Source organism: Cohnella sp. LGH, assembly GCF_017671885.1.
Taxonomy (GTDB): Bacteria; Bacillota; Bacilli; order Paenibacillales; family Paenibacillaceae; genus Cohnella; species Cohnella phaseoli.
This window is the reverse complement of record NZ_CP072117.1, coordinates 7,385,712-7,400,524: the sequence shown is the minus strand read 5'-3', so window position 1 is coordinate 7,400,524 and position 14,813 is coordinate 7,385,712. Positions and strand designations below refer to the sequence as shown.

Genomic DNA, 14,813 nt, shown 5'->3' with positions numbered 1-14,813 from the left:
GAGGAAACGAACAATGACAGCCAAATATTCCGTTATTTTATCGAACGTAGGGAGCTGCTCGGATCGGTACGTGACCGGAGGCTACGCGGAGCCGTTTACGATCTCGGAGCTGTTCGAACGGGTCTCGCACATCCCTCAAGTGACCGGCGTAGAGCTGGTGGGCACCTGGCATGTGACGGACAAGAACGTCAAGGAGCTGAAAGGTCATCTTGAGCGCTACGGGCTGAAGCTGGCGTCGATCATTCCGGACCATTTCGGGCAGATGAAGTGGAAAAACGGGAGCTTCGCCGCCAAGGACCCTGCGGTTCGCCGCGATGCGGTCGCGCATACGAAGGAGATGATCGACGCCGCGGTGGAGCTGGGCGGAAATCTCGTCTCGCTCTGGCCCGGTCAGGACGGCTACGATTACCTGTTCCAGGCGGACTACATCGAAGAACGCGACTGGTTCGGGGAAGGGCTGAAGGAGGTAAGCGGATATCGTCCGGACGTTAGAGTCGCACTGGAATACAAGCCGAAGGAGCCGCGCACCCATAGCTATCTGAGCACGGCGGCGATGTCGATTCTGATGGCCCAGGAGACCGGTGCGGACAACGTCGGCGTGACGATCGATTTCGGCCATGCGCTGAACGCTTACGAAACTCCGGCGGAATCGGTCGCTCTGCTCAAGAAGTACGGGAACCGGCTGTTCCACGTGCATATGAACGACAATTTCCGGCACTGGGACGACGATATGATCGTCGGCAGCGTTCATACGATCGAGACGCTTGAATTTTTCTATTGGCTCAAGCGGACCGGCTACGACGGTTGGCTGTCGATCGATCAGTATCCGTATCGCGAGGATGGTCTGGAGGCGGTACGCGAAGGCGTGGACGCGATGGAGGCATTCGTACGGCTCGTCGATTCGATTCCCTCCGGAGAGATCGAAGCGCTTCTGAAAAGCGGGAAATCTCCCGAGATTGCCGCCTACCTGCGCAAGCTTCTGCTGTCGCCGGTTCGCTGACGGAACGAAGAGGGAGAGGACATCATGATAAGCGTAGTCAACCTTAAGGTCGATGCGGAGCGTAATCCGCTCGGTATCGACCGTGCGCGTCCGGCTCTGAGCTGGCAATTGAAATCCGACCGAAGGGGAGAACGCCAAACCGCCTACCGGGTGTTGGTCTCCGACAGCCGGGACGAATTGGAGAAGGATAGGGGCGGCGTCTGGGACAGTGGCAGGATCGAGTCCGGGGAATGCCGTCATATCGAATACGGCGGACCCGATCTGCGTTCGCAAACCCGCTATTATTGGAAGCTTAAAGCATGGGACAAAGACGGAAACGAGAGCGAGTGGAGCGAGACCGGCTACTGGGAGACGGGGCTGCTGGCGCAGGAGGAATGGAACGGGCGATGGATCACCGCCCCGTTCCTGCCGGACCGGCAGCCGGAGCCCGACTTGCTGAAGGGCGTCCCGGTGCTCTGGGACCGGAATGAAGAGAGCGCTGGCGAGGCAGCCGGGGACGGCAAGCGGCGTCACTTCAGGATGGCGTTCGAGCTTGAAGAGCTGCCGACTGAAGCGAAGCTGCACGTCTTCGCCGCCGATTCGCTGTATATCCATGTGAACGGGCATGACGAGGGACTCTATTATCCTTATTTGCAGGCGGTCGTGTTGGACATCAAGGAACTGCTGCGAATCGGTCGCAACGTTATCGCCTGCGCGGCGGACGGCGAGAGAGCGGGCTTGGTCGCCAAGCTGCGTCTGACGTTCGCGAACGGAAGCGTTCGGGACTTCGGCGGCGAGGGGCATTGGCTGGCGACGGACGAACCGGAGGAAGGCTGGATTTCTCCGGACGCGGAGTTGTCGGGCCTATGGCGGTCCGCGGTCCGGATCGCCGAGTTCGGGGAAGGGGATTGGAGCGTATACAAGCGCATTCTGTATCCGGTCAATACCGGCTTAGGCCCGTGTCCGACGTTCGGCCGCGCGTTTCGGATCGACAAGCCGGTCGCAAGCGCCCGGCTATATATTTCCGCTCTCGGCATTTATCAGAGTCGATTAAACGGCCGACCGGTTGCGGACGACGTTTTCTCCCCAGGCTGGACCGACTATCGCATTCGCATTCCTTATCAAACGTACGACGTGACCGAGTGGCTGAACGAAGGGGATAACCGGCTGCAGGCCGACATCGGCCCGGGCTGGTACGCGGGACATCTGGGCATCTGCGGTCCGTATCACTACGGTAAAAAGCTCGCCTGCCGCGCGCAGCTGAGGATCGATTATAGCGACGGAACGAGCGAGACGATCGCCAGCGATGAAAGCTGGGAGGCTTGGAGGAGTCCGGTCGTCTCGGCGGATCTGTACATGGGCGAGACGTACGACGCGCGGCTTTCGGCGGACGGCAAGCGAAGGGAGACCGAGCGGAAGACCGCTGTTCCGGAAACCGAATTGCCGGGCGGGCGAATGCGCGCTCGGCAGGGTCCGCCGATCCGTCCGATCGAGGAGCGGGCTCCGCTGTCGGTTCGACGGGTCGGAGAAGGTCGTTACATCGTCGATATGGGTCAAAATATGGTCGGCTGGATACGGTTAACGATGACGGGGGCAACTTCCGGACAGCGCGTCACGCTGCGTTACGCAGAGCGACTGGAAGGAGAGGACCGACTATACCGGGCCAACCTGCGCACGGCGAAGCAGACGGACGTCTATATCGCCGGAGGCTCGGGCGAGGAGACGTACGAGCCGCGATTTACGTATCACGGCTTCCAGTACGTCGAGATTGACGGTTACCCAGGAGAACTGACGCCGGAACGCCTCGTCGGCATCGTCGTCCGCTCCGATTGCGAGGAGACGTCCGACATCCGCACGTCCCACCCTCATCTGAACCGGCTGATGGACAACGTCAAGTGGAGCCAACGAGGCAATTTCTTCGGCGTGCCGCTCGATTGCCCGCAGCGGGACGAAAGGCTCGGTTGGACGGGGGACGCTCACGCTTTTGCGAGAACGGCGACCTACAATATGGACTGCGCCGGTTTTTACGACAAGTGGATGCAGGATATTCGCGACGCCCAGGGAGACGACGGCGCGATGCCGGACGTGGCTCCATTCGTCGAGCATTTCGGCAAAGGGCACGTTTTCTTCGCGGACGGAGGCGTAATTCTGCCCTGGACGATGTATCGGGTTTACGGGGACAAAAGGGTCATCGAGGACAACTATGAGGCGATGGCCCGATGGATCGTCTGGATGGAGCGCGACAGCGACGACAATCTGGTGCGGCGAACGGAGAGCTTCGGCGACCATCTGTCCTTCGGAGCGGAGACGCCGCGGGCGCTTATCAACGCCGCTTTCTTCGCTTACAGCGTGAAGCTGATGGCGCGCATGGCGGGAATCGTCGGCCGGGAGAAGGACGCTGTCCGGTACGGCGAATTGTTCGAGCGTCTGAAGCAGGCTTTCGCCGGGCGATTCGTCCGCGAGGACGGAGAGATCGAGAGCGGCACGCAGACCGCGTATGTGCTCGCGCTCATGATCGGCCTGCTGCCCAAGGAATCGGAACGCGCCGCGCTGCGGCGGCTCGTCGAGGACATCCGGCAGAGAGATTGGCATATGACGACCGGTTTTATGGGCGTATCCTATATTTTGCCGCTGCTGTCCGAGTTCGGCGAGACGGAAACGGCTTACCGTCTGCTGCTTCAGAAGACGTTCCCCTCCTGGCTGTACCCGGTGATGAACGGAGCGACGACGATCTGGGAGCGCTGGGACGGTTGGAACGGGGAGCGAGGGTTCCAGGACCCGGAGATGAACTCCTTCAACCACTATGCGCTCGGTTCGGTCGGAGAATGGGTGTATCGCTTTCTGTTCGGCATCGATCTGGACGAGGAGGAGGCCGGCTTCCGGTCGTTCCGCATTCGCCCGCTGCCGGGCGGAGAGCTGACGTTCGCCGGGTGCAAATACGACGGCCCGTACGGACGAATCGAGAGCGATTGGCACGTCTCGGAGGACGGCCTTACGCTGCGGGCGGAAGTGCCCGCGAACACGTCGGCCGAGGTGCGGCTGCCCGCGAGGGCGGATGCGGCCGTCCGAGTCGACGGCGAGACGATCGAGACGATTCCGGGCGCTGCGGGAGACGGATGGACGTTCGTCCGGCGCGACGTCTGGGCCGCTTATTTCCGCGTCGGCTCCGGCCGTTACGAGTTCGGCTCTTCGGCGTGGTGAGCAAACAATAGGATAGAAACGGGGGGAGTACCGCATGACCGCGATTAAGAATCGCCCGACCTGGATCTGGTATCCCGGCGATTATGAAATATGGCTTCACCAGAAGGCGTCCGTGCTCCGGCAGTTCAGAGGGTACATCTGTCCGCCGTCGTGGCGGCTGGACGCGGCGTATACAAGCGTCAAGTTCCGCCGGACTTACGAGCTGGCGGAGCCGGCGGAGCTGACGATAGCGGCGCAAGGAGAATTCGTGCTTCTGCTTGATGACGATATGACGCCGCTGCGCCGCGCCAACCAGCCGATCTCTTCGGTTATTCTCCCGGCAGGTAGGCATACGCTGTCGGTCAACGTCTACAGCGACCGCGAGATTCCGGCGCTGTACGCTTCCGGCGCGGGCTGCGACTCCGGGGAAGGCTGGGAAGTCACGGCTCTGAACGGCAAGTGGGTGCCGGTCGCCTCGTGGACGTTCCACGACGTTTCGCTTCCTCCGGCCGCGTTCCCGTTCGCTTACGAGGAGAGGGAGCCCGCAGCTCTGGAGGCGGTCGAAGGCGGGACGCTCGCCGACTTCGGCCGGGAAACGTTCGGTCACGTCGAGTTTCGCGGAGTGACCGGGCAGGGCCGGATCTATCTATATTACGGAGAGTCCCGTGAAGAAGCGATGGCGGGCGAGCTTGCGGAGACGTTCGATACGTTGTCGGTGAACGGAGACTTGGCCGGTGGAACGTCCCGCGATTGGCGAACTCCCGTCACCCGGGCTTTCCGCTACATCCAATTGAAGGCGGACGAGGGAGTGAGCTGGGAGAGCGTCGTTCATCATTACGAATATTTGCCGATGAAGCGCCGCGGCGAATTCCGCAGCTCGGATGCCCGTCTGAACGACATCTGGGAGCTGTCGGAGCATACACTGCAGATGAACATGCGCGAGTTTTTGTACGACGGCATGAAGCGCGACCGCTGGGTATGGAGCGGCGACGCCAATCTCGGCTTTCTGCTCAACAACTACTCGTTTTTCGAGCAGGACGTTGCGAAGCGGACGCTGATCGGGCTGCGCGGCAAAAACCCGGTAGAAATCCATATCAACACCATTATGGACTATACGTTCTATTGGTTTCTGAGCTGTCGGGATTATTACTTGTATACGGGCGATCTGGAGTTCGTTCGGGCCCGTTATGCCGATATGCTGAGCTTAATGGAATTTTGTCTTGGAAGGCGCAACGAAGAAGGCATGATGGAAGGTTATCCGGAGGATTGGATATTCATCGACTGGGCGCCGATGGAGCGTCGCGGCGCATTGGCTGCCGAGCAGCTCATGTTATGCCGAAGCCTCGAGACGGTGGCTGAATTTGCCCAAGCGCTCGGGGACGGGGATCGCGCGCCGCGCTACGCGGACGCGGCCGCCGAGCTGCGGGAGAGGATTTTCGCCACGTTCTGGGACGAAGAGCGCGGTGTGTTCCTCCATGGTAAGCTGAACGGTGAAATGGTGCGCGAAGTGCTCAAGTATCCGAGCATGCTCGCTCTTCGCTTCGGCTATCTAGACGACGATCGGTGCGAAGCGGTGAAGCGCAACGTCATTCTGAACGACGACATCCAGAAAATCGTCACGCCGTTCATGCGTTTCTTCGAGCTGGAGGCGATGTGCGAGCTGGGAGAGACACAGCGGGTACTGAGCGAGATTCGCGATTACTGGGGCGGCATGATGGATCTTGGAGCAACGTCCTTCTGGGAGGAGTACGATCCGGCGCTGCCGCCCGAGCTTCAGTACGACATGTACCACGACAAGTTCCGCAAGAGCTTGTGCCACGCTTGGGGAGCCGCGCCGATCTATTTGCTCGGCAAGTACGTGCTCGGCGTTCGTCCGACCGAGCCGGGTTACGCGCGCTACCGGGTGGAGCCGCACACGGCGGGACTTGATCGAATCGAGGGCTCGGTTCCGACGCCAAACGGCGATATCGCCGTCTACCGGGACGCGAGCTGTATCCGGGTCACGACATGCGGGGCCGGAGTCGGAACGCTGGTCTTCTCGTGCGACGGAACGCCCCGAACGAAGGACGGTCCGCTCGTTCCGGTCTCCGAGGGACGTTATGAGCTGGAGCTGGCGCAACCGGATACGATTTACGAAGTGCTGCTCGCCTGACTGATGGGACTTCCCGGCTTCGCAGATCTTCCCGACAAGACCCTCGCGGCATTGTCAGGAAGATTTTGTTTTGCGGCAGCCCTCCTCGTCAACCTAGTAAACAAATTTGCCGAAGGTTACAAGGTTTCGTATAAACGCCGCTTCGCCTTGGGCTCTACTAGAACCGCTCCTCAATCGTCGAGCACACTGTTTCGTCGCTCCATACCGGATTGGCGTAGCCGGCTGGCGCATTGAGATAGGCGATCCAGGACGCGTCGTAACCGCTTTTCTTTTTGGCGGCTGCGCACGCGTTCTCTTCATTCGTTTCCTTCGACTCCACTTTAAGTCGTTCCTCCCGGAACTTGGAAAATTGATGAACGACATCTTCGAACTTCTTTTCCTCGTCCTCCATCTTCCCGCCTTCGACCCACTCTCGGTTGAAAATAAAAGCAAAGTCCCGATAGCTCTTCGCCTTCATGGAAGCCGCCGCTTCATAATGACTGAGAGCTCTCTCCATATCGCCGTCCGCTTCCGCCCACAAGCCGTCCAACAGCCGATGATAGGGGGTCGGAGCTTCGGAGAAAACCCGGCTTTCACGCTTGAGGGCGCCGTCCGCAATCGTATACGTATCGGCGTACTCTCTTTGCCAAGGTCCGGCTCCCACGGAATCGATCAGTCCTCCGGAGATGCTCAGCTTGCCGTCGCGGATGCCGGCTTCGGACACGCTTGGAACGATCACGGCTCCCGGACGGGTAACGAGCTTCCCTTCGTCCCAGCCGGATACCGTATAGGTAAAGGTAGACGTATGCGCCCCGATTCCCAGCGAAGCCCAGACGATCTCCGGCTTGCCGTCTCCGTTCAAATCGCCTGTATCCAGAATCGAAGCCCGTCCGTAGTCCTCCTCGGGGAAAACGAAGCTATGCCATTCGTATTTACCGTCCTGTAAAGCCGCGACAATTCCGTAGGCGTAGCGGGACTCGACGTTCTCGACTAGTCGACTCTCGTAGACGACGGTCGCCCATTCGCGTTTGAAGCCGTCCCCGTCGAGATCGGCCCGGATTACGTTAACCGGATAATCGCCCGGATTGTATTGCTCGGCCCGCGACCGAAGCCAATCGGCGAATTGCTCTTCCGGGAGGGGCTCATTGTCCAACTCGGCCCGCAGCCGCTCGGGTAGAGGGAGCTTCGCTTCTCCTGGCTTGTTCGTTTCAACCGATACATCGGGCGATACCGGTTCGGAAGTAGACGTAGACGCCCCAACCGCCACCGCAGTTTCCGCCTCGGCTGAGGCTAACCCGGTTTCCGTATCCGCCGTTAACGTCCCGTTTTCTTCGCGCGAGTCGCATGCTCCTGCAATTAACAGAGCGCCAAGCAGGGCAGCCGCTCCGAGCCGTTTCCACTTCAAGTCGATCATAGGAAAATCAATCCTTTTTACTTTGTTATGTAACAAACGTTCGAGGAGGTCGGCAGGTTCATTTTCGCGAAGCGGCTCAAAACCTGTGATATAATCGGTCTATATTGATCAATCCGCGCAGCGGTTGCGCGAATTGCTAACGGAGAGGACGAAGCCGTGTTGAAGACGTTGGTCATCGCGGAGAAACCCGATATGGGCCGCAATATTGCGGCCGTAATCGAGCCGAAAGCGCAAAACAAGCGCTCCTATCTGGAGGGCGAAAACTATATTATTACCTGGGCGATCGGTCATCTGATCGGATTGGCCGAGCCTGATCTCTACGACGAGAAATACAAGAAATGGAGATTTGGCGATCTGCCAATTATCCCGGACGATTTTAAGCTGCTGCCGAACCCTCGGACAAAGGATCAACTGCAGGTGATCGCGGATTTGGCGGCGCGCAGCGGCGATCTGGTCAACGCATGCGATGCCGGGCGGGAAGGGCAGCACATTTTCTCCTTGATCGTCAGGCATCTTGGTTTGCGGCATCCGGTAAAGCGGCTGTGGATTTCCGACCTGACGGCGGAGACGATTCGCAAGGGCTTCGACCAGTTGAAGGACAACACAGAGTACGCCAACTTGACCCAAGCGGCCCGCGCGCGGAGCGAGGCGGACTGGTTGATCGGAATGAACGGCTCGCGCGCGTTCACGACGAAGCACAACGAGCTGCTGTCCGTCGGGCGGGTGCAGACGCCGGTGCTGGCGCTGATCTACGACCGGCAGAAGCAGATCGAGTCTTTTGATTCCCTGAAGTTTTACGAGATTACGGGCATGTTTGAGCAGGACGGAGGTATCGCTTATAAAGGCAATTGGCAGGGCGACAGGCTGACCGATCCCGAGAAGGCGAAGGCCATTGCCGACAAAGTGCGGGGCAAAACGGGAGCGATTGCGAGCTACGAGGTCAAGGATACGAAGGAGTATCCCTTCAAGCTGTATGACCTGACGCTGCTGCAGCGGGAGGCGAACGGCAAGTTCAGTTTCTCCGCGAAAAAGACGCTCGACGTCGCGCAGGCGCTTTACGAGAAGCACAAAGTCATCTCTTACCCGCGTACAAACTCGAACTATGTGAATGCAGAGAACATTCCGGAGATGCACAAGATTTTGGATGCGATGCGGAATTCTCCGGATTACGGGGAATTCGTGAACGGCGCGAACAAACGGTTTGTTCATGCGAACAACAAGAACGTGTGCAATCCGGCCAAGGTCGAGGACCACCACGCGATTATGCCGACGATGAGAAAGCCGCAAGGGCTCAGTCCGGACGAGCGCAAGCTGTACGACCTGATCGTCAAAAGATTTCTGTCTCACTTCTACCCGGCGGCGGAGTACAAGGTGCATACGGTACTGACGGAGGTCGAGAAGGAGACGTTCAAGACGACGGTGAAGCAGCTGCTGTCTCTTGGCTGGAAAATCATTTACGCGGGAGACGCTCCGGCCTCCAAAGGCAGCGCCAAGGAGAAAAGCAAGGACAAGGACGACGGGGCTGCGGAGGAAGAGGAGCAGGAGACGGACGCGCCGTTCGAGGTCGATCCGCAGAAGCCCGTCGTTTGCGCGGACGCCGAGGTCAAGGAGAAGGAGACGCAGCCTCCGAAGCCCTATACCGAAGGAACGCTGCTGAAGGCGATGGAAAGCGCGGGCAAGCAGATCGAGGACGAGGAGCTGCGCGACGCGATGAAGGATTCGGGACTCGGCACTCCCGCGACGAGAGCGGCGACGATTGAGCGGCTGAAACAGGTCGGCTATGTCGATATGCAGGGCAAGCGCATCGTCATTACGCCCAAAGGAAGAACAGCGATCGAGCTGATTCGCGGAGCGGGCGTCGAGCTGCTGACTTCGCCGGAAATGACCGGCCACTGGGAGCGAAGATTAACGGAGATCGCGCGCGGACAGGCTTCGGCCGATGTATTCATGGGCAACGTGAAAAAGTTTACGAGGTTAATTATCGACAAGGTTAACGTTCAGCGTCCGGCCGCGAGAAATGCGTTCGCCAGGCCCGAACCTCCAGCGAAGGGGGCGCGTGGCGGCAAGAAGGCCTCCGACGGCGGAGAGTCGGGCGGTTCGGTTGCCGTCGCCGCGAAGAAAGCGCCGGCTAAGCGGAAAGCTCCGGTCAAAGCGTCTTCCGCAGAGCAGAGCGGGGAGCCGGCCGTGATTGGCGTTTGCCCAAGTCCTGGATGCGGCGGCAGCATTTTCATGGGGCGCAAAGGCTACGGATGCAGTCATTACAAAACGGGCTGCAAGTTCGTCATCTGGAAGGAAAGTCTGGGACGCACGCTGACCGACGCGATGGTCAAGTCGCTGATCGGCAAGGGCCAAACCGGCAAGCTTAAGTTTGCCGGGAACGACGGGGAGGCGTTCGAAGCCAAAATCGTGCTGAAGGACGACAGGACGGGCGAGTTGGCTTTGGAACGGGTGTAGCGTAAAGAATCGACAGAGTCGGGGGAACTCGATTTCTGTCGTTTTTTGTAAAAATACCAAATACCGGCGGCGCTCGACAGGAAATTAAGCTCGGATGTAGAATTGTGTACAACAATCATCGGACTAGGATTCGATAGCGATGCGGTTTACGGGATGACCTATACGGGAGTGAGGGTTAGAAGAATGCTGAAGGAGCAAATGAGATATTCCCGGCTCGCCAACCTGACGAAGCTGATCAATACGAAGCTTGAGCTGCGCGAGGTGTTGGAGCATGTAACGACGGCGATTTCCGAGGAAATCGTCCAATGCGATTCCGTAGGGATTTATTTGCCGCAGGCCGATGGAACGTTTCGCGGCTATGTCGGCAAGCCGGAGGTTATCAACGGTTGGACGCTGGACATGCACGTGATCGATACGGAAATGGATTTGCTGGCCAAAGAAGTAATCGATACGAAGAAGACCATCTATATTCCCGATACGTCCAAGGACAACCGGCCGGATCCCCGCGCGGTGCAAGGCTTCCAGATCAAGTCGCTGCTGGTGCTGCCGATCTCCTTCGAGCAGGAACTTTTCGGCCTTGTTTTTCTGTTTGACTACGGCGTGCCGATGAACCTGATGGAATCGGAGATCCAGACGGTCGAGGCCTACGTGAATATGGCGGCCGTAGCAATACGAAATGCCAGAAATTTGACTCATAAAGAAAATCTTCTCGCCGAAAAGCAGCTGTTGCTGGATGTGACGCGCGATCTATCGATGAGCTCGACGCTTCAAGAATGCCTGGACAGCTGTTTTTTTTACTTGAGCAAGGTGTTGGATAACTGCAATATTGGCGTGCATCTGCTTGATCCTATCACGGAAAGTCAACTCGCGCCGGCCAAACTCAGCAAGGACAGCGACTGGACGGAAGAGGACTGGATGCGGACGCATAGTCGGATCGGGATGGACGAGAGCAACGACCTGGTGTTTCAAGAGGTGATCCGGACCAAACAGGCGGTGCTCATCCCGGATGTGTTCAACGACGGCAGGCCGAATCACGAGCTTTGCCGTCAGTTCGGGATAAAGGGACTGCTCATGCTCCCGCTGGTAGCGATGAAAGAGGTGCTTGGCGCTATCGCCGTAGTGAAGCTCGACGAGGGGAGCTTCCTCTACTCGGAGGCGACGCTGCAGTTTGCGCAATCGATCGTCGATGCTACGGCCTCCACCTTATCCAACCTGCTGTATATGGAGAAGCAGGAGAATATCATTCAGGAGCGAACATCGGAAATCACGGTTAAGAACGAGGCGTTAGAGCGGGCGATCGCCGAGCTGCGGCAGCTCAGCCGCGAGAAGGAACTGATTCTTAACTCCGCGGGGGAAGGAATATTCGGTCTGGATCTTGATCGGAAGATTACGTTCTGCAATGAAGCGGGAGTAACTATGCTTGGATACGACAAGAAGGACGAATTGATCGGGCAGCCCTCCTGCATCGTTTTTCAGGAAAGGCAGGATCAGGAGACGGCCGTCGTATTCGAGGGACTTAAAGACAACTTTTACGAGAGCGACAGCTTCTACCGCAAAGACGGTTCCGTCTTTCCGGTAGAGTACGTCATCTCCGCCATCCGCGAAGGCGACGAGGTCGTAGGGGAAGTCGTCACCTTCAAAGACATCACACAGCGCAAGCAGATGGAAGAGGAGATCAAGTACCGTGCTTACTTCGACGGCTTGACCGATCTGCCGAACCGGCTGTTGTTGAAGGATCGGCTCCAACAAGGGCTGTCCCACGCGCAGAGCACAGGCGAGAGATTGGCCGTGCTCTATCTGGATTTAGATCGCTTCAAGTTCATCAACGACTCTCTGGGACATAGCTACGGCGATCATTTGCTGCGAGACGTGGCCAGGCGGTTGTCGTCCTGCGTGCCGCTCGGCGCGACCGTATCCCGGCAGGGCGGGGACGAATTCACTATTTTCCTCCCTCATATCCATACCGAAGACGAAGTGCTGGAAGTGGTTCTGAGAGTCGTGGACGCCTTCTCGGAGCCGTTCGAACTGATGGACAACGAAATCTACATGAAGGCGAGCATCGGAATTAGTCTATATCCCGATCACGGCGATACGACGGAGACGTTGATCAAGAACGCGGACGCGGCGATGTACAAGTCGAAGGAAATCTCCGGGAACAGCTATCATTTCTTCCGGGCCGGCATGGACGTGCGAACGATTGAAAGCATTAAATTGGAAAACGATCTGTACAAGGCGCTTGAGCAAGAGGAGCTTGTGATTTACTACCAGCCGCAGATCGATTATTCGGAGAAACGGATCGTAGGCGTGGAAGCGCTGCTGCGATGGAATCATCCGACTAGAGGCATGATCGCTCCGGATCAGTTTATTCCGATTGCCGAAGAGACGGCTCTCATCATCCCGATCGGCGAATGGGTGCTGAAGGAAGCTTGCCTCCAACTGAAAAGCTGGCTGGAACAAGGCTACGCGTTAAGCAGCATGTCAGTGAACTTGTCGGCGCGTCAATTCGAGCAGAACAACTTGTATGCGCTGGTCCAAAACGCATTGTCCGAAGCCGGGCTGCTTCCAGACCGCTTGCAACTGGAGCTGACCGAAAACCTGATTATCAAAAACCAGGAACTGACGCTAAAGACAATGAGAGAATTGAAAGATCTAGGCGTAAAAATCGCGATAGACGACTTCGGCACAGGCTATTCATCGTTAGGCTATTTGAAGAGCTTGCCGATTGATACGCTGAAGATCGACAAGTCCTTCCTCCAGGAAATCAAGAGCGAGAAGGACAATGCCGCGATTACCCACACGATTATTTTACTGGCGCGGAATTTGAATTTAAGTGTCGTCGCCGAAGGCGTAGAGACGAAGGAGCATGTGCAATTTCTGTCGGAGCGGGGTTGTCGTCTGATGCAAGGGTATTATTTTAGCACGCCGATGACGGCTGAAGAATTTGCGCTTTTGATGGACAGAAGTATTACGGAGGTGCATTAGATGAGAGCGGCGCGGGCGGTATTGGAATATTTGAAAGGAAGCGGCGTCCGGCATATTTTCGGCATCCCGGCAGGCTCGGTCAATGCATTCTTCGACGAGCTGTGCGAGTTGCCCGAACTTGAGCCGGTCGTCGCCAAACATGAAGGAGCCGCTTCCTATATGGCGGCGGCTTACGCGAAGTACGGCGGAGGACTGGCCGTCTGTATCGGCTGCAGCGGGCCCGGAGCGACGAATCTGGTCACGGGAGCGGCCAACGCGATGCGCGAGCATCTTCCCGTATTGTTCCTGACCGGCGCAGTTCCCGTAAACACGATGGGGTTAAACGCGTCGCAGGAGCTGGAGGTTTCTCCGATTTTTCAACCTGTGACGAAGTACAGCGTTATCGTCAAGGATGCCAAGCATCTGCTTGAGGAGCTGGCGAAAGCCCATCGAATTGCCGTATCCGGCGTTCCGGGTCCGGTTCATATCGCCGTGCCGATCGACATTCAGCATGCCGATGTCGGCAAGCCGGACATTCCGGCAGGAGCGTCAAGAAAGCCGATGGTTCCGGAGCTGGCTGCAGTCGAGCGGGCCGCTCGGACGATGCTGGACAATGGAAGGGGCTGCATTCTTGTCGGGCAAGGCGTCAGAGGCTCGGTCGATTTGCTCGTCGAACTTGCCGAACTGCTGGAATGGCCGATCATGACGACGCCGCAGGCCAAAGGGTATATTCCGGACGACCACCCGCTGTATGCAGGCATTTTCGGCTTTGCCGGCCACGAGAGCGCATCGGAGGTCGTCTCCGACGGCTCGTATCGGACTTTGCTGATTGTCGGATCGAGCTTGGGAGAGACGGCCACGAACAACTACAATCCCGGATTGACGAGAGGCCGGCGAACCATTCAGCTCGATTTCGACGTTACCGTATTTAATCGGAAATACGAAATCGATATTCCCGTGCTGGGAGACATCCATCTTAGCTTGCTCATGTTGTTGGACGAGCTTAAGACGCTGGCGTCCGGCGCGAAGCATGGCGAATCCGGCTCAAGCCGCACGAGGGCGGCCGAAACGGAGTTCACGGAGGCGGGAAAAGAATACAACACAAGGAATGCGCTGCTCAGCCTTCAGCGCTGCTTGCCGGACGATACTCGATATACGGTAGACATAGGCGAGTTTATGTCCTATGTGATCCATCATATGCGGGTGCCGGCTCCGGACTGTTACAGTATTAACGTTCATTTCGGCGCCATGGGCAGCGGCATCGGCTCGGCGATCGGATCGAAGCTGGCCGAGCCGGACCGTCCGGTCGTATGTATAACGGGCGATGGCTGCTTCTTCATGCACGGAATGGAAATCTTGACGGCGAGAGAGCTCGGCCTGCCGATTCTGTTCGTCGTAATGAACAATGCCCGTCTGGGGATGGTCTATCACGGGCACTCGCTGCAATTCAACAGAACCCATCCGTCGTTCGGACAGGAAGCTGTCAACATTACGGCGATGGCCGAGGCTATGGGCATTCCCAGCTTCAGAGCTTGCGGCATGGACGACATTAGCCGCGATTTCATTTCCGGTCTTATGCAGGCGAAAGGTCCTGCCCTTCTTGAAGTCGTTTTGCAGGACAACAACGTTCCCCCTATGGGCGACCGCGTTAAGTTTCTGTCCTCGTTCGGGAAATAAATACGAGCGTGCGGCGT

7 protein-coding genes are annotated in these 14,813 nt (G+C 57.9%); 6 read left to right on the top strand and 1 reads right to left on the bottom strand.

From position 1 onward, the window contains the following. Positions 1 to 13 precede the first annotated feature (13 nt). From J4772_RS30525 to J4772_RS30515, 3 genes are read left to right on the top strand one after another with little or no spacing between them, the layout of a single operon-like run. Entirely contained in the window at positions 14 to 1,000 is a 987-nt protein-coding gene (locus J4772_RS30525; RefSeq protein ID WP_116065760.1) for a sugar phosphate isomerase/epimerase family protein, read from the top strand. Between the two features lie 24 nt (positions 1,001 to 1,024). Beyond that, positions 1,025 to 4,180 carry an alpha-L-rhamnosidase gene (locus J4772_RS30520; RefSeq protein WP_209072784.1) on the top strand — a complete coding sequence of 1,052 codons (3,156 nt, stop codon included), beginning with the start codon at positions 1,025 to 1,027 and terminating at the stop codon, positions 4,178 to 4,180. A gap of 34 nt (positions 4,181 to 4,214) precedes the next feature. Further along, the gene (locus J4772_RS30515; RefSeq protein WP_209072783.1) at positions 4,215 to 6,311 is read left to right on the top strand and encodes an alpha-L-rhamnosidase-related protein; all 2,097 of its coding nucleotides are present in this window, start codon (positions 4,215 to 4,217) and stop codon (positions 6,309 to 6,311) included. Between the two features lie 157 nt (positions 6,312 to 6,468). Here J4772_RS30515 and J4772_RS30510 read toward each other — a convergent pair whose 3' ends face one another. Continuing rightward, positions 6,469 to 7,704 (bottom strand): hypothetical protein, encoded by a 1,236-nt coding sequence (locus J4772_RS30510; protein ID WP_209072782.1) that lies wholly within the window; start codon positions 7,702 to 7,704, stop codon positions 6,469 to 6,471. A gap of 159 nt (positions 7,705 to 7,863) precedes the next feature. Between J4772_RS30510 and J4772_RS30505 the strand changes: the two genes are divergently transcribed. The 3 genes from J4772_RS30505 to J4772_RS30495 all read left to right on the top strand — a co-directional run bounded on the left by J4772_RS30505 (position 7,864) and on the right by J4772_RS30495 (position 14,796). Continuing rightward, complete coding sequence (locus J4772_RS30505; protein ID WP_209077538.1) at positions 7,864 to 10,158, top strand: type IA DNA topoisomerase; 2,295 nt, start codon at positions 7,864 to 7,866, stop codon at positions 10,156 to 10,158. Positions 10,159 to 10,341: 183 nt separating this feature from the next. Continuing rightward, positions 10,342 to 13,140 carry a bifunctional diguanylate cyclase/phosphodiesterase gene (locus tag J4772_RS30500; protein ID WP_209072781.1) on the top strand — a complete coding sequence of 933 codons (2,799 nt, stop codon included), beginning with the start codon at positions 10,342 to 10,344 and terminating at the stop codon, positions 13,138 to 13,140. Continuing rightward, positions 13,141 to 14,796 carry a thiamine pyrophosphate-binding protein gene (locus J4772_RS30495; RefSeq protein ID WP_209072780.1) on the top strand — a complete coding sequence of 552 codons (1,656 nt, stop codon included), beginning with the start codon at positions 13,141 to 13,143 and terminating at the stop codon, positions 14,794 to 14,796. Positions 14,797 to 14,813: the final 17 nt, after the last annotated feature.

Coding starts and splice junctions, on each gene's coding strand:
- J4772_RS30525 (WP_116065760.1), top strand. CDS start 14: ATGACAGCCAAATATTCCGTTATTTTATCGAACGTAGGGAGCTGCTCG.
- J4772_RS30520 (WP_209072784.1), top strand. CDS start 1,025: ATGATAAGCGTAGTCAACCTTAAGGTCGATGCGGAGCGTAATCCGCTC.
- J4772_RS30515 (WP_209072783.1), top strand. CDS start 4,215: ATGACCGCGATTAAGAATCGCCCGACCTGGATCTGGTATCCCGGCGAT.
- J4772_RS30510 (WP_209072782.1), bottom strand. CDS start 7,704: ATGATCGACTTGAAGTGGAAACGGCTCGGAGCGGCTGCCCTGCTTGGC.
- J4772_RS30500 (WP_209072781.1), top strand. CDS start 10,342: ATGCTGAAGGAGCAAATGAGATATTCCCGGCTCGCCAACCTGACGAAG.
- J4772_RS30495 (WP_209072780.1), top strand. CDS start 13,141: ATGAGAGCGGCGCGGGCGGTATTGGAATATTTGAAAGGAAGCGGCGTC.